Origin of the sequence: Catenuloplanes indicus (genome assembly GCF_030813715.1) — a bacterium.
GTDB classification, from domain to species: domain Bacteria; phylum Actinomycetota; class Actinomycetes; order Mycobacteriales; family Micromonosporaceae; genus Catenuloplanes; species Catenuloplanes indicus.
This window is the reverse complement of sequence record NZ_JAUSUZ010000001.1, coordinates 3,297,845-3,322,471: the sequence shown is the minus strand read 5'-3', so window position 1 is coordinate 3,322,471 and position 24,627 is coordinate 3,297,845. Positions and strand designations below refer to the sequence as shown.

Annotated in this window: 15 protein-coding genes; 7 read left to right on the top strand and 8 right to left on the bottom strand. The window is 72.8% G+C overall.

Translation table 11 applies throughout. The features are described 5' to 3' along the window. The first annotated feature begins 93 nt into the window (after positions 1-93). Both J2S42_RS14855 and J2S42_RS14850 read left to right on the top strand, forming a co-directional pair. Complete coding sequence (locus J2S42_RS14855) at positions 94-1,419, top strand: bifunctional folylpolyglutamate synthase/dihydrofolate synthase (RefSeq protein ID WP_307239567.1); 1,326 nt, start codon at positions 94-96, stop codon at positions 1,417-1,419. Next, entirely contained in the window at positions 1,416-1,772 is a 357-nt protein-coding gene (locus tag J2S42_RS14850) for a DUF4233 domain-containing protein (protein ID WP_307239564.1), read from the top strand. Before J2S42_RS14855 ends, J2S42_RS14850 begins: the two co-directional genes overlap by 4 nt. Here J2S42_RS14850 and J2S42_RS14845 read toward each other — a convergent pair. After that, positions 1,695-2,987 (bottom strand): glycosyltransferase 87 family protein, encoded by a 1,293-nt coding sequence (locus J2S42_RS14845; RefSeq protein ID WP_307239562.1) that lies wholly within the window; start codon positions 2,985-2,987, stop codon positions 1,695-1,697. The genes J2S42_RS14850 and J2S42_RS14845 overlap by 78 nt on opposite strands. Next, on the bottom strand, positions 2,963-9,007 hold the full coding sequence (locus J2S42_RS14840; protein WP_307239560.1) for a VOC family protein: 6,045 nt from the start codon (positions 9,005-9,007) through the stop codon (positions 2,963-2,965). The genes J2S42_RS14845 and J2S42_RS14840 overlap by 25 nt, the downstream gene beginning before the upstream one ends. Before the next feature lie 174 nt (positions 9,008-9,181). On the opposite strand from J2S42_RS14840, the gene ndk reads away from it, so the two are divergent. Together ndk and J2S42_RS14830 are read left to right on the top strand one after the other, a co-directional pair. Next, positions 9,182-9,607: a nucleoside-diphosphate kinase gene (gene ndk, locus J2S42_RS14835; protein ID WP_306826366.1), complete on the top strand. Its 426-nt coding sequence runs from the start codon at positions 9,182-9,184 to the stop codon at positions 9,605-9,607. A gap of 250 nt (positions 9,608-9,857) precedes the next feature. Further along, positions 9,858-11,390, top strand: coding sequence for an alkaline phosphatase D family protein (locus J2S42_RS14830; protein WP_307239559.1), 1,533 nt, complete (start codon positions 9,858-9,860; stop codon positions 11,388-11,390). 1 nt (position 11,391) lies between these two features. On the opposite strand, the gene J2S42_RS14825 is transcribed toward J2S42_RS14830, so the two are convergent. From J2S42_RS14825 to J2S42_RS14810, 4 genes are read right to left on the bottom strand one after another with little or no spacing between them, the layout of a single operon-like run. Then, positions 11,392-12,405: a serine hydrolase domain-containing protein gene (locus J2S42_RS14825; RefSeq protein WP_307239557.1), complete on the bottom strand. Its 1,014-nt coding sequence runs from the start codon at positions 12,403-12,405 to the stop codon at positions 11,392-11,394. 16 nt (positions 12,406-12,421) lie between these two features. Next, complete coding sequence (locus tag J2S42_RS14820) at positions 12,422-13,210, bottom strand: ABC transporter permease (RefSeq protein ID WP_307239555.1); 789 nt, start codon at positions 13,208-13,210, stop codon at positions 12,422-12,424. Continuing rightward, positions 13,207-13,977, bottom strand: a complete 771-nt coding sequence (locus tag J2S42_RS14815) for an ABC transporter permease (protein WP_307239553.1) — start codon at positions 13,975-13,977, stop codon at positions 13,207-13,209. Before J2S42_RS14815 ends, J2S42_RS14820 begins: the two co-directional genes overlap by 4 nt. Beyond that, on the bottom strand, positions 13,974-14,969 hold the full coding sequence (locus J2S42_RS14810; protein WP_307239551.1) for an ABC transporter ATP-binding protein: 996 nt from the start codon (positions 14,967-14,969) through the stop codon (positions 13,974-13,976). Before J2S42_RS14810 ends, J2S42_RS14815 begins: the two co-directional genes overlap by 4 nt. Before the next feature lie 316 nt (positions 14,970-15,285). On the opposite strand from J2S42_RS14810, the gene ileS reads away from it, so the two are divergent. Together ileS and J2S42_RS14800 are read left to right on the top strand one after the other, a co-directional pair. After that, positions 15,286-18,438 carry an isoleucine--tRNA ligase gene (ileS, locus tag J2S42_RS14805; protein ID WP_307239549.1) on the top strand — a complete coding sequence of 1,051 codons (3,153 nt, stop codon included), beginning with the start codon at positions 15,286-15,288 and terminating at the stop codon, positions 18,436-18,438. Positions 18,439-18,556: 118 nt separating this feature from the next. Beyond that, positions 18,557-19,234, top strand: a complete 678-nt coding sequence (locus J2S42_RS14800) for a lysophospholipid acyltransferase family protein (protein ID WP_307239547.1) — start codon at positions 18,557-18,559, stop codon at positions 19,232-19,234. On the opposite strand, the gene J2S42_RS14795 is transcribed toward J2S42_RS14800, so the two are convergent. Together J2S42_RS14795 and J2S42_RS14790 are read right to left on the bottom strand one after the other, a co-directional pair. Next, positions 19,235-20,707: a cryptochrome/photolyase family protein gene (locus J2S42_RS14795; RefSeq protein ID WP_307239545.1), complete on the bottom strand. Its 1,473-nt coding sequence runs from the start codon at positions 20,705-20,707 to the stop codon at positions 19,235-19,237. It abuts the gene before it with no gap. A gap of 112 nt (positions 20,708-20,819) precedes the next feature. Continuing rightward, the gene (locus tag J2S42_RS14790) at positions 20,820-22,445 is read right to left on the bottom strand and encodes a hypothetical protein (protein ID WP_307239543.1); all 1,626 of its coding nucleotides are present in this window, start codon (positions 22,443-22,445) and stop codon (positions 20,820-20,822) included. A gap of 167 nt (positions 22,446-22,612) precedes the next feature. On the opposite strand from J2S42_RS14790, the gene J2S42_RS14785 reads away from it, so the two are divergent. Beyond that, positions 22,613-24,583, top strand: a complete 1,971-nt coding sequence (locus J2S42_RS14785) for a TIGR03960 family B12-binding radical SAM protein (RefSeq protein WP_307239541.1) — start codon at positions 22,613-22,615, stop codon at positions 24,581-24,583. The last annotated feature ends 44 nt before the right edge of the window (positions 24,584-24,627 follow it).

Genomic DNA, 24,627 nt, shown 5'->3' with positions numbered 1-24,627 from the left:
CGCGCGCGTGCGGCGGAGGTCCTCTGCCACGCGCGTGGCAGAGCCACTCCGCTGCGCCCGCGCGGCGGAGCCGTGACGAGACCGGAAGTCGGCATGAGCAGTTATGAAGAGGCGGTGGCCGCGCTCGACGGGCGCGGCTTCACCCGCATGGAGTTCGACCTCGGCAAGATCGAGGACCTGCTCGACGTACTCGGGAGCCCGCAGCGGGCGTACCCGTCGATTCACCTGACCGGCACGAACGGCAAGACGTCGACGGCCCGGATGATCGACTCGCTGCTGCGGGCGTACGGGCTGCACACCGGCCGGTACACCAGCCCGCACCTGGAGTCGGTCCGCGAACGGATCAGCCTGGACGGCGAACCGGTCTCCGAGGAACGGTTCGCCGCGGTCTACACCGAGGTCGAGCCGCTCGCCGAGCTGATCGACGCGCGGAACGCGGAGCCGCTGACCTACTTCGACATGACCACGGCGCTGGCGTTCGCGACGTTCGCGGACGCGCCGGTCGACGTGGCCGTGGTCGAGGTCGGGCTCGGCGGCGCGGAGGACGCCACCAACGTCATCCAGGCCGGCGTCTGCGTGATCACCCCGATCGGCCTGGACCACACCGAGTGGCTCGGCGACACGATCGAGGACATCGCGCTGGCCAAGGCCGGCATCATCCACGCCGGCGCCACCGTGATCACGTCGGTGCAGGACGAGGAGGCGGCGCGGCCGATCCTGGAGCGGTGCGCCGAGGTCGGCGCCACCATCGCGCGCGAGGGCGGCGAGTTCCGGGTGATCGAGCGGGCCGTCGCGCTCGGCGGCCAGATGCTCAACCTCCAGGGCCTCGGCGCCCGGTACGACGAGATCTTCCTGCCGCTGCACGGCGAGCACCAGGCGCAGAACGCGGCCGTCGCGCTCGCCGCCGTCGAGGCGTTCCTCGGCGCCGGCAACGCCAAGGAGCTGTCCATCGACATCGTCCGGGAGGGTTTCGCGAACGTCGACTCGCCCGGCCGCCTGGAGCGGGTCCGGCACGCGCCGACGATCCTGGTCGACGGCGCGCACAACCCGCACGGCATGGCCGCCACGGTCAAGGCCGTCGAGGACGAGTTCATGTTCCGCAACCTGGTCGGCATCGTCGCGATGCTCGGCGACAAGGACGTGGAGGGCGTGCTCGAGCTGCTCGAACCGGTCCTCTCCGAGATCATCGTGACCCGGAACTCGTCGCCGCGCTGCATGGCGCCGGAGGAACTGGCCCAGATCGCGGACGAGATCTTCGGCGAGGACCGGGTGCACGTACTGCCGAACATGCCGGATGCGATCGAGCGCGCGGTCGAACTGGCCGAGTCGGACACCGAGGGCGGCATGAGCGGCGTCGGCGTGCTGATCACCGGCTCGATGGTGACGGTCGCGGACGCACGGGCGCTGTTGAAGCGATGAGCACGCCCGACCGTAAGCCCTCCGGGCTGCGCAACCCGGAGGGCGCGGTGCGCGGCCTCGGCGCCGGCACCCTGATCATGGAAGCCGTGATCCTGCTGCTCGCCATCCAGCCGATCCGGCTGCTCGGCGGCGAACTGGGACCGGTCGCGATCGGCCTGGTCATCACGCTGACCGTGGCCGCGATCGCGCTGGCCGGCCTGATGCGCCGGCCATGGGCCTGGCACGGTGGCAGCGCGCTGCAGATCGTGCTACTGGCCGGCGGCTTCCTGCACTGGTCACTGACCGCGCTCGGGGTGATCTTCGGTCTGGTCTGGCTCTACGCGCTGCACGTACGCAAGACGATCCTGTCCTAGCCGCGACCATCGGCGGCCGGGATCCGAGCGGGGCAGGGGCAGCACCGGCGGGGAACCGGCGGCCCGGGCGAGGCCGAGCCCGGTCAGGCACACCGCGATCGTGGCCAGCGTCCGCGCGTTGTCACCCAGGAATGCCAGGCCGGGGTACGCCCCGGCGGCGCGCAGCACCGTGCTGGGCGAGAGCACGGCCGCGCACAGCAGGACCGTACCGGCGACGGGTCTGGCTCGTCCGCCGCCCGCGGTGATCAACATGATCGCCGCCAGCGGCAGCCACACCTGGTGGTGCGTCCAGGAGACCGGCGACGCGGCCACGGTCGCGCAACCGGCCAGCACGGCGGCCCGGCCCGGCTCGCCGGCCAGGTGCGCGCGGCGCGCGTGCCAGAGCGCCACGACGCAGACCGCGCCGGCCACCGCGACCCACACCGCGGTCTGCGGGACACCCGCGCGCAGCAACATGCCGTTGATCGACTGGTTGCCGGTCGAGGCCAGGTCGCCGATCCGGGACGTGCGCAGCACCGTGCCGGACCAGTACGTCCAGCTGTCCGACGGCAGGGCCAGCGCGCCCAGCACGGCGCAGCCGGCGAACGTGACGGCCGCCCGTACCGCGGCGCCGGTCTGCCTGGACCACACCAGGAAGACCACGAACAGCAGCGGGATCAGCTTGATAGCGGCCGCCACACCGATCAGTACGCCCCGGTGACGGGCGGGCGTCAGACCGGCCGCGTCGACCAGCGCCAGCAGCACCAGGAACGCGCTGACCTGCCCGAACCGCAGGTTGCTCTGCGCGGACGAGGTGATCAGCACGGCGAACGCGAGAAGTGGTGCGAGCAGTGCGGTGCGCCGCGCGGGCACCAGGCGGGACATCGCCGCGCCGATCGCGGCCACCGCACCGGCCGTCGCCGCGAGCCAGACGATCCGCAGCGTCAGCTCGGGGATCCAGGTCAGTGGCAGGAACAGGACCGCGGCGAACGGCGGGTAGGTGAACGGACCGCCGTTCTCCGCCACGAACCCGTACAGCGCGTCACCGGCCCGGACCGCCTCGGCCGCGCCGTAATAGATGTGCAGGTCGGACAGCCGGTCGTCCGGCGCGCGGTGCAGCACCAGCACGGACGAGACGATCGCGGTCGCCACGAACACGGCCCACAGCGCGGCCGCCCCCGGGTGGGGGCGGCCGAACCGGACGAACCGGGTCAGACGGGTGGAGCGGTCCTCCATTGGGACACCGTAATGCCATTGCCGTCCGGGTCGGAGAACGCGGCGGCCCACAGCTCCAGCCGCTCGCCCCGGTTGAGCGGCTGCGGCTCGTGCGCGAACGCGACACCCTTCCGACGCAACGCGTCGTAGACCGCCTGCACGTCGCCGACCTCCAGATTCACGTGCACGGTCCGCACGTGCGCCGGCAGTGACTCGGACACGGTGCGCAGCACCAGGCGCGTGTCACCGGACGCGAGGAACACGTTCCGCTCGCCGCGGTCGATCTCGTGGAAGCCGAGCACGTCCCGGTAGAACTCGATCGAGCGGTCCAGCTCCGTCACGAGAATCGTGATGCCGACACCGTGAATCCCGCCCGAGGCACCCGGGCGCGCGCTCGGATACGCCGTGATCAGGTCATCCAGCGCCGCGCCGCCCGCCTCGTCGGAGAACCGCGACCGGGCCGGCACCTCCTCCGGCGCGCGGTGCGCACCCCGGCTCAGCGGCCGGTCCGGCGCGGTCGCCGGATCCACGTCCCGCCACCCGACGGTCCCGATCCCGGACACCGGCGGACCGGCGCCGAGCTCCCGCGGACCGGGAGCGGCGTGCGTACCGGTGCCGCCCGCGTCGTCCGCCGCCGGTTCCGCGGACTCCGGCACATCCCGCGCGGGTACGCCCGGAGCCGCGCCGCTGCCCGGAGCCTCCGGCGCCGTACCCGTCGCGTCGTGAGCGGTGTCGGTGTCTGCGCCGGTGGCCGCTTTCCGGGCTTCGGGGTCCGGATCCGCGTGGGTGGTGGGGCGGGTGGTCGCCGAGCCGAGCAGCGCGGCCGGCGGGGCGTCGCCCGCGCTCCACGGTCCCGGAACGACCTGAGCCCCGAGCACCGGTCCCAGCCCGCCGTGCTCGGACATCGGTCCGGTGCCGTCCTCGGGCGGCGTCGCCGTTCCGTGGTCATCGCGGGAACCTGCCGCGCGGACGTCGTCGGCCAGCGCTCCCGGCCAGCTCGTCCCGTTCGCGGCATCCGGTGTGACGGCCGTGGGCCCGGTTGCCTCCGGTGCGGTCGTCCGGGAGCCGGAGTCCGATCCCGGGCTGTCGGCGGTGGACGGTGTCGCATCGTCCTGGGGCGGTGCGGGCGCCTGGGGTGCCGTGGGAGCTTCCGTCTCCAGCGGTGGCAGCGAATGCGGTGAGATGAGCGTCATCTCGATCGTCGTGGGCCGCTTCGGCAGCCGTGGCGGCCCGATCTTGTTGCCGGTCGGGCGCTGCAGCCGTGGATTCGGCGGCAGCTTCGGTGTCGCGCTCGGCTGTGCCGGCCGGCTGCCCTCCGCACCGGTGCCCGGGTCGCCGCCGTCGGCCCTCTCGTCCGGCCGGAACGGAGCCGGCCGGGTCGTTCCCATGCCCGCGGTCGGATGCGCGGTCGCCGGTCCGGTCACCGGCCGGCCGGCCTCGATGCCGGTGGCCGGTCCGTCAGCGTCCCGGCTTGCGGTCGGCCAACCGGTGTCCGGGCCGGTGGCGGTTCGGCTGGTGTCCGGATGGGTGGGCGCGACCGGGCGGCCCGGGTGAACGGTCGGCGGGGCGGTTGCCCCCGCCGGTTCGGTGCCCGGCCCGGCGGGGTGTTCGGTGCGCGGACCAGCCGGGTGTTCGGTGCCGGTCCGGTCGGTTTCCGGGTCGTTGCTCGCCGAAGGCCGCACGTCATGGCCGACCGTGGCCGGGGCGACGAAACGCGCGGACGGACCTTCGCCGCCGGCCCCGGTCTGCCCGGCAGCGGCCGCTTCCCCGGTCGTGTCCGCGCCCGAGGCGGTGGACACGTTCGTACCGGCGGCTGCGTTCGGGCCGCTGGACAGGTTCCGCTCGGCGGGCGTGTTCCGGTCGCTGGACACGTCTTGGCGGGCGTCCGGCGCGGTGAGGTCGGAGGGCGTCGGACTGGCGGAGATCGTGCGGCCGGAGCCGACCGGTGGGGGAGTGCGCCGGGCGGTTCCCGGTGGCGTGGACCACGCGGACTCGGACGGGTGCCCACCGCTCCCGCCGGGACGCGATCGGCTGGCCTCCCGCGCGTCACCGGACTGCTCTTCGCCGGCACCGGCATAGCGACGGGGCGCCAGTTCGGGCGCGTCCGCGGGCAGTGGAGTACTCGCCCAGGAGACGCGGTCCCTGGTGACCCCGCCACGGTCGCGCCCACCCACACCACCGCCGTCGCGCTGGTCCGTGCCGGCGGCACGCTGGTCGGTGCGTGCGTTGCGCTGATCGGCACCGATACCGGATTCGCCCCGGCCGGTGCGGTCGTCGTGCCGGTCGGCGTCGCGGTGCCTGGAGCCGCCGCGCTCATGGGTGGCGATATCCCGCTCCGGTGTGCCCGCGGCCGCCGATGATGCGGCACGGCCGCCAGGCGACGGCTCCGCAGAACGGGCAGGAGGCGCGGCCACGCTCGGGCTGGCGTGTTCCTGATCCGCCGGAACCCGGGGGCGAGCGGTGAACCGCACCATGCCGCCCGCTGCGGGTGGCGCCGAAACGTCCGCCTCCCGCCTGGGCATGCTCCGGGCACCGCCGTCCACCGGCGTGGACACGGCGCCGGTCGCCGCGGACCCGCCGGTCGCCGACTCGCCGGACGCGGACTGGCCGGATTTGCCGGGCGCGGGCCCGGCGGATGCTGGTTCCCCGGGCGCAGGGCCACCAAGCGCGGGCCCGCCGGATTCGCCGGGCGCGGAATCATCAGACTCGATGGTGCTGTCGCTGACCGTGGCGCGGCGCTTGTGATCCGGCGGAGAAGCCGGGTCCGGCGTGCCGGCCGGGTCACCGGTGGCGACCGGCTCGGCGTCGCCGCTGACCCCGCCAGACGTGGCCGTCGCGGTGGTGCGGCCGCCGGTGTCTCCGTCGTCGAGGTCAGACCGGTTGGCGTCGCCGGCCGGCGAGATCGTCGGATCGGTGAGCGGAACCGGGTCCGATGCGGGCGCAACGCGTCCACCCGGCACGACCCGACTCGGTGCCCGCGTCTGCGGGCCGTCGTCGAGCGGAAGATCGACGTCATCGTGCAGCGCGATGTCGATGTCGTCATCCGCGGGTTCCGGCGTTGCCGCCCGCGGGGCCGCAGCCGTCGCACCGGCCGCTGCATCCGGCGAACCCGCGTGCCCCGCGCCCGTGTCCTCGCTGCCCGCGGTTTTCGCGGCACTGTCCCGGCCGGTGGCCGCGTCCGCGGCGATGTCCCGGTTGACGGCCGGTCCGGTGGAGGTGGCACCGTCGGCGGATGTGCCGGAGGCACGGTCGGACCGCAGGTCGGATGCAGTCCCGGACTCCCGGTCGGCGGCTGCCGCGGCCGCACCGGCCGCTGCTGCCGCCGCTACGGCACCGGCGGCGGCCGCCGTTGACGTGCCGCCCGGTGCCGCCGCGTCCGATCGGGACGCGGTCATCCGCTCGTCGTCGATCGGGACGTCCAGCTCATCGGACGGTGTCCGGCCGGGATGCCGCTCGGCCGGGGTCGCGGTGGTGCGAGCCGTCGTCGTGTCCGGTTCGCCGGGTGCCGTGCGGTGCTCACCGGGCGCCGGGCGTGGCCTCGGTGCCGCACGTTGCTCCTCGAACGGCAGGCCCAGATCGTTCCCGGCCGGGGTGGCCGGCGGCCTCGGCGCGGTGGCCAGCTTGCGCGCGGCCGGGCCGTGATCATCGCGCGATGCCGGCCCGGCCAGTCGGCCGAGGAGCCCCTTCACGCCCGCGATCAGACCCTTCACCGGACCACCCGGCGCACTTCCCGCCGCTCTGCCACCCGGCCGCTGCTCGCCGACCGGCCCCGGCCCGGCGACCGGCCGGGGACCGGCAGCACCGGCCGCCGACGTTCGATCCGATACGACGCCACGATCGGCACCCGTCGCCGGGTCATCGCCACGCCGGCCGACATCTCCGCCACGCGGACCCGCGTCGCCATCACGCTCGCCGGTGCCGTCGCCATCGCTCGGTCCCCGGCGGCCCGGCCGGCGTCCTGCCAGGTCATCGTCATCGGCACGTGGGGCCGGGCCTGCGGCCGGCATCGCGGCGGGGCGGCTGCGTGCCGCGCTCGCCGACGGCGCCGCGACCGCAGGCCCCTCCACCGCGACATCGGCCGGCCCGGTGATCGGACCTCGCGGCCGGACCCCGCCCGCCGCCACACCGCCCTCGGCCGGTTCACCGCCGAGCGCCGCATCGGCCTTCGCCGGCTCACCGCCCGGCGCCACATCGGACTCGGCCGGCTCACCACCCGGTGCCGAATCCCGCTCCCTGGCCGGCCGCGCCCACGGCGACGGTGGATCCAGATCCGCGTCGGACGCGAAGCGGTCCCGCGCCGCCGGCCGATCGCCCGTGACCTCCTCCGGCTCATGATCGCCGCCCGCCGGCTCCCGATCCCGGCGATTGCGGAACCGCGCCGCCGCCGCTCCCACGGCCGCCCCGGCCGCCGCCGCGGCCGCGGTGCGGAACGCGCCCCCCGCGGCAGAACCGGTCCCACCGGCGGAACCGGACTCGTCGCCGGAACCAGGCGCAGCAGCGGCACCGGACTCAGCGAAAGACTCAGTCTCCGCAGCCGAACCAGCCGCGGCGTCGTCCTCGACGTGCGAGTCATGATCCGCATAAGCCTCGTCGTCCACGAACGGCGACGGCCTCGGTGCCGCTACGTCCTCATCCGTCCGCCGCCCGCGGCTCTCGGCGGACGAGGCCCGTGTGTCATCCTCCGCATCGTCGTCCGTACTGCGCGGCCGAGCGGCCGACCGGCCCTCGCTCCGCGGTGCCCGCCCCGGATTCGACCGCGCCTCACCCTCCACGTCGCGCACCGGCCGCGGCGAGTAACCCTCGCCGGCCTCGGACGACTCGCGCACCACCCGCGGCGAATAGCCGGCTCCCCGGTCCGCGGTGTCGCCCGCGACCCGCGGCGAGTAGCCGGCCGGCGGCGCCGTCGTGGACGCGCCGCGCGGTGAGTACGCCGAGCCCATCTCCGGGTCCAGGTCGGCCGCCGACCGGGTGCGCGGTGAGTAGTCGCCGTCCGGCACGTCCAGCCCGGAGATGCGGGCCCGCCCGGCGTCGGTCACGCCCACGGACGGCCGGTCCGCGGTCTCCTCCGGTGGGGACGACCACGGGCCGTCGAGCGGTACGTCGGTCTCCGGGTCGCGGTCGTCGTCGTCCCAGTCGGGCACCGAGCGCGCGCCGGGTGCGGGCGGCGGATCGGCGAGCGCGGTGCCGGTCGGGTGCCCGGCCGTGGCCGCATCCGTGCGGTGCGGGCGGGGGCGGCGGGCCCGGTGCGGGAGCTGCGTGACGCCGGGGTCGTCCTTCGCGACGAAGCTGCCCTCCAGCACTATCCCGCCGCCGGGCGTCTCGCGGATGACCACCGGGTTCGGCCGGTCGTCCTGCGGTGTGCGGCCGTGCGGGATGTCGCCGCCGGCCGGAGCGCCGCCGCCACCGCCCGCGGGCGGCTCCGGCGGGTACGACTCGGTCGCGTACGGACTCGCCGCGTACCCCTCGTCGGTGTAGAGCGGCGTACCGCCGGGGTTGTCGTCCGCGCGCCGGTCCCATGGTGTCTGCTCCGCCTCGCGGAGCATCTCGTCCACGTCCTCGTCGGCCGGTGCGAGGAACGCGGTCTCGCCCATGCCGGCCGCGGCCTCCGCGTGGGTGAGCACGTCGTCCCACTGGATCCGCGCGTACCGCATGTCGTCCATCGCGACCAGGACGGGCAGCAGCGCGCCCGGGTCGGGCCACTTGTTGACCGGCACTCGCGGATCGCGGATGCGCACGTCCGCGATCGGCAGGCCGGGCGCGTCGATCCGCACCTGCATCTCGGCCCGGCCGTACTGCTGGCCGACCGGCGCCTCGGAGATGCTGCGGACCTCGGCGGTGCCCTGGACCAGCGCGCGCGGGCCGCGGCGCATCACGTTCGTCACCAGCAGGCTGATGGCGAGGACGAGCAGCGCGATGCCGAGCGCCGCGATCGGCCAGCTCGTCATGCCCGCGCCGAAGAGCATGATGAACACCGCGATGGTGCCGAGGACGGCGGCGCTCACCTTGCGGATCGGCGCGATCGGTCGGGTACCGTTCGCCACAGTGGACCTCCCGGGAGTGTTGAAAACCAGGCTAGGCCGGTTCGCAGGGGGATGGGAAGGGCCAGGTCATCCGCTGGGTGACGGCTGCCCCGCAACCTGCGGCTATTAGTCTGAGTACCCAACGTCACGCCGGTTCCATCGGGAACGCGGTGATCCACCCCAGGAGGCAGTTCGGTGTCCACCACCACCCCGGCCGAGCGCACGCTCGTGCTCCTCAAGCCCGACGCGGTCCGCCGCGGCCTCGTCGGCGAGCTGCTCGGACGGTTCGAGCGCAAGGGCCTGACCATCGACGCGATGGAGCTGCGTACGATCGATGCCGCCGCCGCGGACGCCCACTACGCCGAGCACACCGAGCAGCCGTGGTACCCGCCGCTCCGCGAGTTCGTCACGTCCGGTCCGCTCGTCGCGCTGGTCCTCTCCGGCGACGAGGCGATCACGGTCACCCGCGCGCTGATCGGCGCGACCGACGGCCGCAAGGCCGCGGCCGGCACCATCCGCGGCGACTTCTCCCTGTCCAACCGCGAGAACCTGGTGCACGCCTCCGACTCCCCGGAGTCCGCGAAGCGTGAGATCGACCTCTGGTTCCCCGGCAAGGCCTGACCTTCCGCTGACCACGTGACCGGTCGTTCCGCGGCCGCGAGCTGTGGGCCAGGCCGGGGCCGGGGAGATCAAGATCTTGATGTTCCCGCTTCCGGCCTGGGCACCTTCCGCATGCTCCCGCGGGCACCGGTCGTCGCTGGCGCTCCTCCCTGTCCGATCCGTGGGCGGTCCCGCAAAACCCGTACCGGCTTCGTGTGGGATTTGGTGGTTCGTCGCCGCTGCGCAAGGTTCGGTCGGTAGACCGACTGGCATGACTATTGACAGGCGTGGACTCTTCCGGGCGGGCCTCGGCGCCGGCGCGGGCATCATCGGTGGTCAGCTGCTGGCCGGCGCCGCGAGCGCGGGCCCGGCGTTCCACCCGGGCGGCCGTCCGGTGCTCACGCACGGCGTGCAGAGCGGCGACGCGACCGCGAACTCCGCGATCGTCTGGACCCGGTCCGACCGGGCCGGGCGGATGCTGGTGGAGGTCAGCCGGCGGCCCGACTTCCGTGGCGCGCGGCTGGTGCGCGGGCCGGTTCTGACCGCGGGCTCGGACTTCACCGGCAAGGTGCGGCTGCGTGACCTGCCGGCCGGCGAGAAGGTCTTCTATCGGGTACGGGTGGAGGGCGACCGCCGGGCCTCCGCGCCGCTGGCCGGCTCGCTGACCACCGCGCCCACCGGCCGGGACGACATCCGGTTCGTCTGGACCGGGGACGTGGCCGGCCAGGGCTGGGGCATCAACCCGGCGTTCGGCGGCATGCGCATCTTCGACTCGATGCGTGCGCGACGGCCCGACTTCTTCCTGCACAGCGGCGACACCGTCTACGCGGACGGCCCGATCTCCGAGTCCGTGACGCTGCCGGACGGCTCCGTGTGGACGAACGTGGTGACCGACGCGAAGTCCAAGGTGGCGGAGACGCTCGACGAGTACCGCGGCCAGTACGCGTACAACCTGCTCGACGACCCGTACCGCCGGTTCGCGGCCGAGGTGCCGCAGATCAATCAGTGGGACGACCACGAGGTCACGAACAACTGGTACCCGGGCGAGATCCTGGAGGACGCCCGGTACACCGAGAAGCGGGTGGACGTGCTGGCCCGGCGTGCACGGCAGGCGTACTTCGAGTACCTGCCGATCCCGGACCTGTCCGGGCCGATCTACCGCAAGCTGTCGTACGGCCCGATGCTCGACGTGTTCGTGCTGGACATGCGCACGGTGAAGGACGTCAACGACGGCAACACGTACGCCGACCCGAACCGCGGCCTGCTCGGCGCCGCGCAGAAGCGGTGGCTGATCGACGGGCTCAAGCGGTCCCGGGCCACCTGGAAGGTGATCGCGAACGACCTGCCGATCGGCCTCGTCGTGCCGGACGGCGGGACCGCGCAGGAGGGCGTGGCCCAGGGTGACCCGGGCGCGCCGCTCGGCCGCGAGCTGGAGATCCACACCGTGCTCCGGGAGGCACACCGGGCGCGGGTCAGCGGCATCGTGTTCCTGACCGCGGACGTGCACTACACGGCCGCGCACCACTACGACCCGGCGCGCGCCGCGGTGCAGGACTTCACGCCGTTCTGGGAGTTCGTCTCCGGCCCGGCGCACGCGGGCGCGTTCGGCCCGAACGCGCTGGACGGCACGTTCGGCCCGGAGGCGGTGTTCGTGAACGCGCCACCGGCCGCGAACACCTCACCGGCCGCCGGCTTCCAGCACTTCGGCGAGGTCAACATCGACGCACGCACCGGCGCGTTCACCGTGGACCTGCGCGACATCGACGGCCGGTCGCTGTTCCGCCGGACGCTGCCGCGCCCGTGACTCAGCCGGAGAACCGCTCGCGCAGCGGCCGGAGCACCGGCCAGGCCCCGGCGGACGTGTTCCCGATGACGGTGTAGGTGAGGGCGGACGCCGGGTCGTGCACGCTCATGAACGACACCCCGGCGTCCTGCCCGATCAGCGTCACCTGGTCACGCGTCTCGTGCAGGAAGAACCCGAGGCCGGCGCGCAGCCGCTCGCCGGGCACGTCCTGCCGCGGCCGGACCATCTCGGTCACCCACCGCGCCGGGACGATCCGCCCGGCGAACAGTGCCCGCCAGAACGCGCTCATGTCGGCCACCGTGGTGTACGCACCGCCGTCGCCGACGCCGCGCACCGGCAGGTGGAAGACGTTGCTGCGCCACCGCCCGTCCCCGGCCGGCACGTAACCGCGGGCGGTCCGGTCCGGCAGCTCGTCGGAGCGCAGGAACTCGGTGTCGCGCATCCCGGCCGGTGCGCAGACCCGGCTGCGGACCAGCTCGTGGTAGCCCACGCCGCTGGCCCGCTCCGCGAGCAGCGCCAGCACGACGTAACCGGCGTTGCAGTAGCTGAACCGCTCGCCGGGCGGAAACTTCGCGGCGTACCCGTCCAGCACGCCGAGATAGTCCTCCGGCGCGGCGAGCTGCTGCATCGGCACCGGCAGCAGGTAGTCGTCGAGGTCCAGATCGGGGTCGTCCTCGTCCAGGTAGTCGCCGATCCCGGACCGGTGGGCGAGCAGCTGCTCCACGGTCACCCGGTCGTCGATCAGCGGCAGGTCGTCGCGCAGCAGCGACCGTGCGGTCGTGTCCAGGCGCAGCACGCCGTCCTCGATCAGGCTCACCACGGTCAGCGCGGTCAGCGCCTTCGCGCCGCTGGCGATCGCGAACCGGGTGTCCACCGTGTTCGGGATCGCGTATGCGCGGTCGGCCGGGCCGTACGCCTTCGCGAACTCGGCCCGGCCACCCCGGTCCACCGACACCACGCCGGAGAACCCGTGCTCCTCGGCGATCGCGTCGACCGCCTCCGCCAGGGACGTCATCGACGCAGCCTACGTCTCACAGCGTGTCCAGTGAGGCCCGCCGCCGGGACTCCGCCTCGAAGACGCGCAGCAGCACCGCGGTCAGCACCGCGTACGCCAGCCCGATGCCGGCCTCGGTCAGCAGATCCGGCGCGATCTCGGCGAGCCCGGCACCCGCGGCAGCGTCCCGGGCGGCCGCGGCGGCGTGCGTGATCGGCAGCACCGAGCCGATCGCGCGCAGCCCGGCCGGCAGCTGATCGAGCGGCACGTTCACGCCGGTGAGCAGCACCATCAGCGCGGACGTCACGTTCGAGATCACCCAGATGTCGCGGAACCGCAGCCCGAGTGCGCCCAGCGTGAGCCCGAAGAACGCGGACGCCATCGCGCCCGCGGCCAGGCACAGCGCCAGCAGCGGGATCGCCGGCGCCGGGATGTGCAGCCCGAGCAACGTCGCGCCGGTCGCCAGGATCACCGCGGCGACGAACAGCCCGTTCAGCGCGTACGGCGTGGCCCGGCCCAGGAAGATCAGCGTGCGGCTGCGCGGGGAGAGCAGCACGTGCCCGAGCGTGCCGAACCGGCGTTCGTTGCCGATCGCCATGGTGCCGCCGAACACGCACGTCCACGCCGCGGCCAGCACCGCGTTGCCGACGATGTAGAACCGGTCGTCGCCGACCGCGAGCTGCCGGCCCACGTAGGCGAAGAAGATCAGCTGGAAGAGCGGCCCGACCAGCAGCGACCCGACGAAGACCGCCGGCGTCGTCCAGTTGAACAGCGCCCGGTACGCGATCACGCTGCCCATGCCGAGCAGCCGGAACGGGCCGCTCATGCCAGCGCCAGCGTGGCCGCCGCGCGGGCCCGCCGCTCCACGTGGACCAGGGACAGCGCGCCGAGCGCCAGGCAGGCCGCGCTGATGCCGGTGCACCAGGCCAGCGACGGCCAGACCGCACCGCCGACCGTCGCCTCGCGCATCGCCCGCGCACCCCAGGTGGTCGGCAGCGCGGCCGCGAGCGGACCGGTCCACCCGGGCAGCGACGCGATCGGCAGCAGCATGCCGGAGAGCAGCCAGATCGGGTACTCCAGCGCGTTCTGCAGCGCGTTCGCGTGCCGCAGCAGCACGAACAGCGACGCCAGCAGGATCCCGGACGCGCCCAGCGACAGCACGGTGACCGGCGCCGCGACCAGGAACGCCCACGGGCGCGCGAAGTCCAGCCGGATGCCGTAGAGCACGCGCCCCCAGACGAGCGTGGCCAGCAGCGCGTAGCTGCCGATCACGCCCTGCGCCAGCGTGATCGGCAGGAAGATCATGACGGGCCGGCGCGGCGCCAGCATCAGCATCTCCAGCGTGCCCTGCCAGCGCTGCGACTGGATTGCGCCGCCCGCGCCGAACAGCACGGACGACCAGACGCCCATCATCCCGGCGCCGACCGCGGCCTGGAGCAGCTTCTGCGGTTCCGCGGACGCGCGGAACAGGTAGACCGCGAGTGATGCCTGCACCACCGGGACCACCACGAACACCGCGATCTCGAACGACGACCGGGACACGTGCTTGATGTGGAACAGCATCCCCATGACGATCATCCGCAGGGAACTCACACGATCACCGGCTCTTTCTTCCCGGCCGCCGAGATGATCGCGACGTACGCGTCCTCCAGCGTGGGCTCGCGGGACGTCACCCGGCCCAGTCGCACGCCGTCCAGCCGGCGCAGCACGTCCTGCTGCACGTCGACGTCCGCGTCCGACTGCACGGTCACCACCTGCACCTGTCCGCGCTCCTCGACGGCCGCCTCCCGTACCCCCGGAAGGTTTTGCAGATCTTCGAGGGCATCAGCGGGTACGCCGTAGGCCTCGATCTCCAGCACGCGCCGCCCGTCCGCCCGGTGGCGCAGCTCCGCGGGGGTGCCGAGCGCCTGGATCTCGCCGTCCGCGATCACCGCGATCCGGTCGCAGAGCTCGTCCGCCTCCGCCATGTAGTGCGTGGTCAGCAGCACGGTGGTGCCGGTCGCGGCCAGGTTGGCCACGGTCGCGCGCAGCTCGCGGGCGGCCACCGGGTCCACGCCGATCGACGGCTCGTCCAGGAAGATCACCTCGGGGGCGTGCAGGAGTCCGCGCGCGATGTGCAGCCGCTGCCGCATGCCGCGCGAGTAGCCCTCGACCCGCTCGTTCTCCCGGCCGGTCAGCCGGACCAGCTCCAGCAGCTCCGCGATCCGGCGCCTCTGCTCGCGCGCGGGCACGCCGTAGAGCTCGGCGAAGTACCGCAGGTTGTCCAGCGCGGAGAGGCGCTCGTAGAGGCCCCGGTCGCCGCCGAACACGTACCCGATCCGCCGGCGCACCTCGCGGGTCTGCCGCTCGACGTCGAAACCGCAGATCCGGGCGGTCCCGGCGGACGGGATGAGCAGTGTGTTCAGCATCTTGATGGTGGTGGTCTTGCCGGCGCCGTTCGGTCCGAGCAGGCCGAACAGCTCGCCCCGGCCCACCGTCAGGTCCACGCCGCGCACCGCGTGCACCTCGGTGGTCCTCGGTCTCAGCCACCCCGTGCGGCTGCGGTAGGTACGCCGCAGCCCTTCAGCCTCGATCGCGTTCTCCATGTCGATGAACCTAGGACGGACGCGGCCGGCCGAGAAACGAATTCGGGTTCGGCCGAATCACCGGTAACTCGGATGAGACCGGCGGGGGAGGGTGGGTACTCTGGAGGGCAGCAAGGCGTCGATCCGGCCATCACCGGGGAGCCTCCGGAAGAAAGGCCCTCTCCGGGGCCGAGTAGAACCGGACGGGACGGCCCGTCACAGCCGGCGAATGAGCGGGCGGCCTCTGCCGAGGCCGTCAAGCGGGGTGGTACCGCGGGCCCGTCCAAGGGCTCGTCCTCGCAGACCTGTGCAGGCTGCGACGAGGAAGTGACCACCGATGGCGTACCCCAAGAACGCTGCGACACCCGGCGTGCCGGCCAGTCCGGACCTGCCGGCGGTCGAGCGCGGCGTCCTGGACTACTGGGCGTCCGACAAGACCTTCGAAGCATCGGTCGATGCCAGGCCGGCCGCCGGCCGGAAACCGGAGCTGACGGACAGTGCCACGGACGGCTCCGCGAGCTCCGCCGACAACGAGTACGTCTTCTACGACGGCCCGCCCTTCGCCAACGGCCTCCCGCACTACGGCCACCTCTTCACCGGGTACGTGAAGGACCTGGTCCCGCGCTACCAGACGATGCGTGGCCGGCGCGTCGAGCGGCGGTTCGGCTGGGACACGCACGGCCTGCCCGCCGAGGTAGAGGCGGAGAAGCAGCTCGGCATCTCCACCAAGGCGGAGATCCTGGACCTGGGCGTGCAGACGTTCAACGACGCCTGCCGCACCTCCGTGCTGCGCTACACGAACGAGTGGGAGCGGTACGTCACCCGCCAGGCCCGCTGGGTCGATTTCGAGAACGACTACAAGACCCTCGATCCGGACTACATGGAGTCCGTGATGTGGGCCTTCAAGACGCTGCACGACAAGGGCCTGGTGTACGAGGGCTTCCGGGTGCTGGCGTACTGCTGGCGCTGCGAGACGCCGCTGTCGAACACCGAGACGCGGATGGACGACACCTACCGGGACCGGCAGGACCCGTCCGTCACGGTCTGGTTCCAGCTCGACTCCGGCGAGAAGATCGGCGTCTGGACCACCACGCCGTGGACGCTGCCGTCGAACCTGGCGCTGGCCGTGGGCCCGGACATCACCTATGCCGTGCTGGAGAAGGACGGCGCGCGCTACCTGCTCGGCGAGTCGCGGGTCGCGGCCTACGCCAAGGAGCTGGAGGGGTTCGAGCAGGTCGGCACCGTGCAGGGCAGCGAGCTGGTCGGGAAGCGGTACACGCCGCTCTTCGACTACCTGGTCGAGCAGGCCGGGCCGAACGCGTTCCAGGTGCTCGGCGCCGAGTTCGTCACCACCGAGGACGGCACCGGCGTGGTGCACATGGCGCCCGCGTTCGGTGAGGACGACCAGAACGCCTGCAACGCGGCCGGCATCCCGACCATCGTGACCGTGGACGATCACACCCGGTTCACCGCGCTGGTCCCGGACTTCCAGGGCGAGCAGGTCTTCGACGTCAACAAGCCGATCATGCGGCTGCTCAAGGACCGCGGCGTGGTGCTCCGGCAGGACACCTACACCCACTCGTACCCGCACTGCTGGCGCTGCGAGACCCCGCTGGTCTACAAGGCGGTCTCGTCCTGGTTCGTGGCCGTCTCCACGTTCCGGGACCGGATGGTCGAGCTGAACCAGCAGATCAACTGGACGCCGTCGCACATCAAGGACGGCTCGTTCGGCAAGTGGCTGGCGAACGCGCGCGACTGGTCGATCAGCCGGAACCGGTTCTGGGGCTCCCCGATCCCGGTCTGGAAGTCCGACGACCCGAACTACCCGCGCGTCGACGTGTACGGCTCGTACGCGGACATGGAGCGGGACTTCGGTGTCAAGATCGAGGACCTGCACCGGCCGTTCGTGGACGAGCTGACCCGGCCCAACCCGGACGACCCGACCGGGAAGTCCACCATGCGCCGGGTGCCGGAGGTGCTGGACTGCTGGTTCGAGTCCGGCTCGATGCCGTTCGCGCAGGTGCACTACCCGTTCGAGAACACGGAGTGGTTCGAGGACCACTACCCGGGCGACTTCATCGTGGAGTACATCGGCCAGACCCGCGGCTGGTTCTACACCATGCACGTGCTGGCCACCGCGCTGTTCGACCGGCCGGCGTTCCGCAACTGCCTCAGCCACGGCATCCTGCTCGGCGAGGACGGCCGCAAGATGTCCAAGAGCCTGCGCAACTACCCGGACGTGTACAAGGTGTTCGACTCGCACGGGTCGGACGCGATGCGCTGGATGCTGATGTCCTCGCCGGTGCTGCGCGGCGGCGACATGGCGGTCACCGAGGTGGGCATCCGCGACGCGGTCCGTCAGGTGCTGCTGCCGCTGTGGAACGTCTGGTACTTCTTCTCGCTCTACGCGAACGCGGAGGGCTACGAGGCGACCCGGCGGACCGACAGCACCAACGTGCTCGACCGCTACGTCCTGGCCAAGACCGGTGAGCTGGTCACGGCCGTGCAGCGCCAGATGGACGACTACGACATCTCCGGCGCCTGCGCGTCCGTGCGCGGCTACCTGGACGCGCTGACCAACTGGTACGTGCGCCGGTCCCGCGACCGGTTCTGGGCGGGCGACTCCGACGCGTTCGACACGCTCTACACCGTGCTGGAGACGCTCGCCCGGGTGGTGGCGCCGCTCGCGCCGCTGACCAGCGAGGAGATCTGGCGCGGCCTGACCGGCGAGCGCTCGGTGCACCTGACCGACTGGCCGTCCGCGGAGGAGTTCCCGGCCGACCACGCGCTGGTCGCGGCGATGGACTCGGTGCGGGACGTGTGCTCCGGCGCGCTGTCCCTGCGCAAGGCTCGCGCGCTGCGCGTCCGGCTGCCGCTGTCCCGGCTGACCGTGGCCACGCCGGACGCCTCCTCGCTCGAGGCGTTCAAGGACCTGATCGCGGACGAGGTCAACGTGAAGGAGGTCGTCTTCACCGAGCAGGTCGCCGACTACTGCCGCCAGGTGCTCACGGTCGTACCGCGCGCGCTCGGCCCGCGGGTCGGCGGCCAGGTGCAGCAAGTGATCAAGGCGGTCAAGACCGGCAACTGGGAGCTCGTCGACGGCACGCCGGTCGCGGCCGGCGTCACGCTGCAGGACGGCGAGTTCGAGCTGAAGCTGGTCGCGGTGGACGTGGAGAACTCGGCGACGCTGCCGAACGGCGGCGTGGTCGTGCTGGACACGGCCGTGACGCCGGAGCTGGCCGCGGAGGGCCTGGCCCGCGACGTGGTCCGGGTGGTGCAGCAGGCCCGCCGGGACGCGGACCTGAACGTCTCCGACCGGATCACGGTGACGCTGGCCGCCTCCGACGAGGTGGTCGCCGCGGTCACCGCGTACCGCGAGTTCGTGGCCGGCGAGGTGCTCGCCGACGACGTCCGCTTCGACCCGGCCGTCGAGGGCTTCGCCGGTGAGGTCGGCGAGGGCGAGACGGTCACCGTGCGGGTCGCCCGCTGACCGGCGCGATACCACCCCGTGCCGCTGTTACCAGTGGCACGGGGTGGTTTCTTTCGGGCGCCGGTCGGCTACCGTGTGAACGCCCCGCTCGGGGGATGATTCGCAGGAGGGTAGAAGGTTGCCACCGCTCTATTCGTTCGGGAAGGTCACGGTCGGCCCGCTCCTGAACCTGATCTGGCAGCCGACGGTCGAGGGCCTCGAGCACATCCCGAGCAGCGGCGGCGTCGTCTTCGCCAGCAACCACCTCTCCGTGGCCGACGAGGTGCTCTCCGGCGTGGTCGTCCCGCGGCACCTGTCGTTCTGGGCGAAGTCGGAATACTTCGCGGGCCGCGGCCCCCGGGGCCTGTTCGTCAAGCACCTGCTGCAGGCGCTCGGCGCGATCCCGGTCGAGCGGGCCGGTGGCCGGGCCGCGCTGGCCGCGTTCGACGCGGCCGTCCCGGTGCTCCAGCGCGGCGGCCAGGTGATCATCTACCCGGAGGGCACCCGCTCGCCGGACGGCCGGCTCTACAAGGGCCGCACCGGCGCGGTCCGGCTGGCCACCATGGCCGGCGTGCCGATCATCCCGATGGGCGTGCTCGGCACGGACCGGATGCAGCCGATCGGCCAGCGCCTGCCGAGCTTCCGGCGCAGCAACGCGATCATCCGCTTCGGCAAGCCGATGGACTTCACCGGCCGGGAGACGGACACGCTGGGCCTGCGCGCGATGACCGACGAGGTCATGGTCGAGATCCAGAAGCTCACCGGCCAGGAGTACGTACCCCGCTACGCGCCGCCGAAGGAGCCCAAGGGCTCGTAGTCAGGGTGCGTCCGAGCCGCGGGCCTGCTCCTGGGCGACGATCGCGGCGATGTCGTCGATGCGGTCGAGCTGCTGGAGCGCGCGCATCATCCGGACGTTGCCGGACAGGCGCTCGCCCGTGCGGTGCAGGAACGCCCAGTAGCCGGCGGTGAACGGGCACGCGTTCTCGCCGGACCGGGTGCGTGGGTCGTAGCGGCAGCCGCCGCAGTAGTCGCTCATCCGGTTGATGTAGTTGCCGCCGCCGGCGTACGGCTTCGTGGTGATCCGGCCGAGGTCGGCGTACTGGCTCATGCCGACCACGTTCGCCACCATCACCCACTCGAAGCCGTCGACGAAGTTCCGGTGGAACCAGTCGACCATCGCGGACGGCCGCCAGCCGCGTTGCAGCGCGTAGTTGCCCAGCACCATCAGCCGCGGGATGTGGTGCACGTAGCCACGATCTCGTACGCCGGACAGCACGTCCGACAGGCAGGCGGCCTCCACCGCGTCCGCGTCCAGGTTCGCGAACCAGTCCGGCAGCCGGCCGCGCGCACCGAGCTCGTTGACCGAGCGGTAGCCGGCCTCGAAGTACCAGTAGAGGTGCCAGACGTAGTCCCGCCAGCCGATCAGCTGCCGGATGAAGCCCTCCGCACCGGCCAGCGGCACGTCGCCGTCCCGGTGCGCCCTCTCCGCGCGGCGGACCGCCTCCATCGGGTCCAGCAGGCCCAGGTTGAAGCTGCTGGAGAGCAGGCTGTGCGCCATGAACGGGTCGCCGGAGAGCATCGCGTCCTCGTACGGGCCGAAGTGCGGCAGCCGGTACCGGACGAAGTGCCGCAGCCGGGCCAGCGCCTCGGCCCGGGTCGCCGGGAACAGGCGCGGCCCGTCCCGGCCGGTGAACACGACGCCCTCGGCCGCCCACCGGTCCAGGTCGGCGCGGACCTCCGCATCGATCTCGTCCTCGACGATCTCCGGCGGCGACGGTACGTCCAGCCGGTCCACCCCGCGCGGCGGCGGGTTCCGGTTGTCCGCGTCCAGGTTCCACCTGCCTCCGGTGGGACTCCCGTCCGGCTCCATCAGCACGCCGTGCCGGTGCCGGGCGTACCGGTAGAACTCCTCCATCCGCAGCGTGCCGCGCCGTGCGTCGGCCCACCCGACGAAATCGTCGTGGCCGGTCACGAAACCGCGGGGCGGCAGCACGGTGACGCCGTCCAGTCCGTTGACGAACCGGCGGGCACGCAGCGTGGTGGGCGCGCAGACGTCGACCGGCTCACCGGCCAGCCGCAGCGCCTCCCGATACGTCCGAGTCTTCAGGTACAGCACGCGGTCGCCCAGCTCCGCGGCCCGGTGCCGCATCGCGGAGAGCACCAGGTGCGCCTTCTGCCGGTGGAAGGCGCGGCGCTCGAAGACCGCCCTCGACTCGACGATGAGCGCGGTCTGGCGCTGATCGTCGAGAAAGTGCGGGCCCAGTTGATCCCCGAACAGCCAGCGCCGCATGCGACGAATTCTTTCCCCGTCGCACGCCGCGCTTCCCGGTGACGCACCGTTTACGTGTGTGGTTCAGCTCACATGCAACTTGCACGGTGGCCGGGGTCGATCCCGTGGTGGGTCAGGCCTGCTGGAACGAGATCTGGTCCCGGGTGATCACGGCGCCGCGGATGCGGTCGAGCAGCGCCGCGCTGTCCGCGACCGAGCGCCGGGTGAAGACCGCGGTGCCGAGGCTGCCGTGGTCGGCCCAGCCGCACACCACCACGGTCGCGCCGTCCGCCTCGCCGGTGCCGCAGCGCTGGAAGCCACCGCTGTCCCCGGCGTCGACCGGCTCGACGCCGGACAACGCGTAGATCTCGGTCAGCCGGGTCATCTCGGCCTCCAGGTCGGACTCCGGCGACCAGCGGAACCCGGTCACGCCGAACACCGTCACCTGCTTGCCCGCCGCGTCGCCGTAGACGCCCGCGAACGTGCTCTCGGCCAGCAGGTGCACGCCGCGCATCTCGCCCTCCAGCGCCTGCGACGTCTCGTCCGCCTCCGGGCCGGTGCTCAGCGACAGGTCCGCTATCGCGTCCGGCAGCGAGGCCGACGCCGGGTACTGCTGCCACAGTGGCACGCCGAAGTAGGCGGGCAGCCCGCAGCAGCACGCCACGGTCAGCAGCAGCATGGTGAGCAGCACCATCGGCCATTTCCGCCGGCGCCGGCGGCGCATCTGCTGCGGCGGCGGGTAGCCCGGCGGCGGATACCCCGGCGGCAGCTGCGGCCGCGTGGCGGCGGCCCGGCGGTCCTTCTTGCGCTTCTTCTCCTTCGGCGGTGCGGCGGGCGGGCCCGGCGGCCGGCTCTGTGCGGGCCGCGTCTGCGCCGGTGGCGGCGGAGGCGGCTGCTGGGACCGCGGGTAGGACGGCGGCGCGTACTGCGGCGGAGGCGGTGGTGGCGGCTGCTGCGAGCGCGCCGCCTGCTCCGACCGCGGCGGCTGCTGACCGTAGGGCGGTTGCTGCCCGTGCGGCGGCTGCCAGTGCGGCGGACGCGGCTGCTGCCCCCGCTGCCCCTGCCCCTCCTGTGGCGTCGTCCGGTGCGGCGGTGACTGCGGGCCGGCCTGCTGCGGCGGGGGAGGGGGCGGCGCGGCGGACCGCCGGGACGGTGGCTCGACGGTGGTGCGCGGCAGGTCCGCCCGGTCGATCCGGGTCGGGTGCAGCGGCGGCGCCGGGTGGTCGTAGTGGTGGTCCGGCGCGTGGTCGTCCCACCCCTCCGTGCCTTCCCACGGGTCGACCGGCGCGGGCAGATCCAGCGTCGGGTCGACCGGCTTCTCCGGACGCGGGGCGGGCTGCTCCTCGTCCCGGTCCCGGCCGAAGCCGAACCGGCGGCGCTTCTTCGGCCCGGGCGGCGGCACCGCGGCCGCACCCCGCCACGGCGCCGGCCGCGGCACCTCGGTCGGCGCGTCGTCCTCGTCCAGCGCCGCCACGCCGCCGTCGCCGGTCGTGGCGCCGTCCGCGAGCTTCGCGGTGCCGTCGGCCGGCTCCGCCGAGCCGCTGTCCATCCTCGCGGTGTGGTCGGCCACCGCAGTGGTGCGGTCGGCCGCTGCAGAGGTGCCGCCGGAAACCTTCTCGGTGTCGTTCGGCGAAGTGGTGTCGCTGTCCGGCGCGCGGCCACCGGCCGTACCCTCGGAGGGGTGTGATCCGGCGGGGGTGGAACCGGCGGCGGCCGGCGGATCCGGCTCCGGGTGGCGGTCCGGCCGATCTTCCGCCATCGCTGCAGTCTCCTCGCGGTTTCAGGGTGCGGGCCGTGCGTCCGGGCCCTACAAGCGAGGTTATCCCCGCCCGGCCAGTCCGGTCCGTGACGGTTTGGCCGGGCGGTCCGGGTCGCGGGGCGGTCGGCGCGGCCGCGTACCCTGGTTGGTTGATCCCGGGAGGTTTCATGAGCACCGCGGCACCAAAGAGCGCGATTTCGGTGTGGCCCCAGCTGGAGCAGCTGCTGCCGCTCGTCAGCAAGCCGATCCAGTACGTCGGCGGCGAGCTCGGCGCGGTCGTCAAGGACTGGGACGCCGCCGCCGTGCGCTGGGCGCTGATGTACCCGGACGCCTACGAGGTGGGCGTGCCCAACCAGGGCGTCCAGATCCTCTACGAGGTGCTCAACGAGCAGGCGGACGTACTGGCCGAGCGCACCTACGCGGTGTGGCCGGACCTCGAGGCGCTGATGCGCGAGCGAGGCGTCTCCCAGTTCACCGTCGACTCGCACCGGCCGGTAGGGGCTTTCGACCTGTTCGGTCTCTCGTTCTCCACCGAGCTGGGCTACACGAACCTGCTGACCGCGCTGGACCTGGCCGGCATCCCGCTGGACTCGGCGGACCGCACGGAGGCGCACCCGATCGTCGTGGCCGGTGGGCACGCCGCGTTCAACCCGGAGCCGATCGCGGACTTCATCGACGCGGCGGTGCTGGGCGACGGCGAGGAGGCGGTCCTCGAGATCACCGCGATCGTCCGCGCCTGGAAGGCCGAGGGCTCGCCCGGCGGCCGGGACGAGATCCTGCTGCGCCTGGCGAAGACCGAGAGCGTCTACGTGCCGCGCTTCTACGACGTCACCTACCTCCCCGACGGCCGGATCCACCGGGTCGTGCCGAACCGGGCGGGCGTGCCGGCCCGGATCCACAAGCGCACGACCATGGACCTGGACCAGTGGCCGTACCCGAAGAAGCCGATCGTGCCGCTGGCCGAGTCGGTGCACGAGCGGTACGCGGTGGAGATCTTCCGGGGGTGCACGCGCGGCTGCCGGTTCTGCCAGGCCGGCATGATCACCCGCCCGGTCCGCGAGCGCTCGATCGAGACCGTGGGCCAGATGGTGCGCGAGGGGCTCGAGTTCTCCGGCTACTCCGAGGTCGGCCTGCTGTCGCTGTCCAGCGCGGACCACACCGAGATCGGCGACATGTGCTCCGGCCTGGCCGAGCAGTACGCCGGGACGAACGTCTCGCTGTCGCTGCCGTCCACCCGGGTGGACGCGTTCAACATCGAGCTGGCGCAGGAGTTGTCCAAGAACGGGCGGCGCACCGGCCTGACGTTCGCGCCGGAGGGCGGCTCGGAGCGGATCCGTCGCGTGATCAACAAGATGGTCAGCGAGGAAGACCTGATCCGTACCGTGGTCACGGCGTATTCGAACGGCTGGCGGCAGGTCAAGCTGTACTTCATGTGCGGCCTGCCGACCGAGCAGGACGAGGACGTGCTGCAGATCGCCCGGCTCGCGCACGAGGTGATCAAGGCGGGCCGCGCCGCGACCGGCTCGAAGGACATCCGCTGCACGGTGAGCATCGGCGGGTTCGTGCCGAAGCCGCACACGCCGTTCCAGTGGGCGAAGATGGACCGGCCCGAGGTGATCGACAACCGGCTCCGGCTGCTCAAGCAGGCGATCAACAGCGACCGGTCGCTGGGCCGCGCTATCGGGTACCGCTACCACGACGGCGAGCCGTCGCTGATCGAGGGCCTGCTGTCCCGCGGCGACCGGCGGGTCGGCGCGGTGATCCGGCGGGTCTGGGAGAAGGGCGGCCGGTTCGACGGCTGGAACGAGCACTTCTCCTTCCAGCGCTGGGTGGAGTCGGCCGGCGAGACGCTGCCCGCGTTCGGCGTCGACCTGGACTGGTTCACGGTCCGGGAGCGCTTCGAGGACGAGGTGCTGCCCTGGGACCACCTGGACTCCGGGCTGGACAAGGACTGGCTGTGGCAGGACTGGCAGGACTCGCTGAGCGAGTTCGAGCAGGACGACTGCCGGTGGACCCCGTGCTTCGACTGCGGCGTGTGCCCCTCGATGGACACCGAGATCCAGATCGGCCCGACCGGTAAGAAGCTGCTGCCGCTGACCCCACTGAACGCGTCCGGGCCGCGCGTGCACGCACACTGACGGGTTGTTGTTTGTTTAGATCGGACATTACCGGAAAAAGGGTA

Bases quoted from the DNA above. Each gene is read 5' to 3' on its own strand.
- J2S42_RS14810 (WP_307239551.1), bottom strand. From the start codon at position 14,969: ATGGAGAACGCGATCGAGGCTGAAGGGCTGCGGCGTACCTACCGCAGC.
- J2S42_RS14785 (WP_307239541.1), top strand. From the start codon at position 22,613: ATGAGCACCGCGGCACCAAAGAGCGCGATTTCGGTGTGGCCCCAGCTG.
- J2S42_RS14820 (WP_307239555.1), bottom strand. From the start codon at position 13,210: ATGAGCGGCCCGTTCCGGCTGCTCGGCATGGGCAGCGTGATCGCGTAC.
- J2S42_RS14825 (WP_307239557.1), bottom strand. From the start codon at position 12,405: ATGACGTCCCTGGCGGAGGCGGTCGACGCGATCGCCGAGGAGCACGGG.
- J2S42_RS14850 (WP_307239564.1), top strand. From the start codon at position 1,416: ATGAGCACGCCCGACCGTAAGCCCTCCGGGCTGCGCAACCCGGAGGGC.
- J2S42_RS14845 (WP_307239562.1), bottom strand. From the start codon at position 2,987: ATGGAGGACCGCTCCACCCGTCTGACCCGGTTCGTCCGGTTCGGCCGC.
- J2S42_RS14790 (WP_307239543.1), bottom strand. From the start codon at position 22,445: ATGGCGGAAGATCGGCCGGACCGCCACCCGGAGCCGGATCCGCCGGCC.
- ileS (WP_307239549.1), top strand. From the start codon at position 15,286: ATGGCGTACCCCAAGAACGCTGCGACACCCGGCGTGCCGGCCAGTCCG.
- J2S42_RS14795 (WP_307239545.1), bottom strand. From the start codon at position 20,707: ATGCGGCGCTGGCTGTTCGGGGATCAACTGGGCCCGCACTTTCTCGAC.
- J2S42_RS14830 (WP_307239559.1), top strand. From the start codon at position 9,858: ATGACTATTGACAGGCGTGGACTCTTCCGGGCGGGCCTCGGCGCCGGC.
- J2S42_RS14855 (WP_307239567.1), top strand. From the start codon at position 94: ATGAGCAGTTATGAAGAGGCGGTGGCCGCGCTCGACGGGCGCGGCTTC.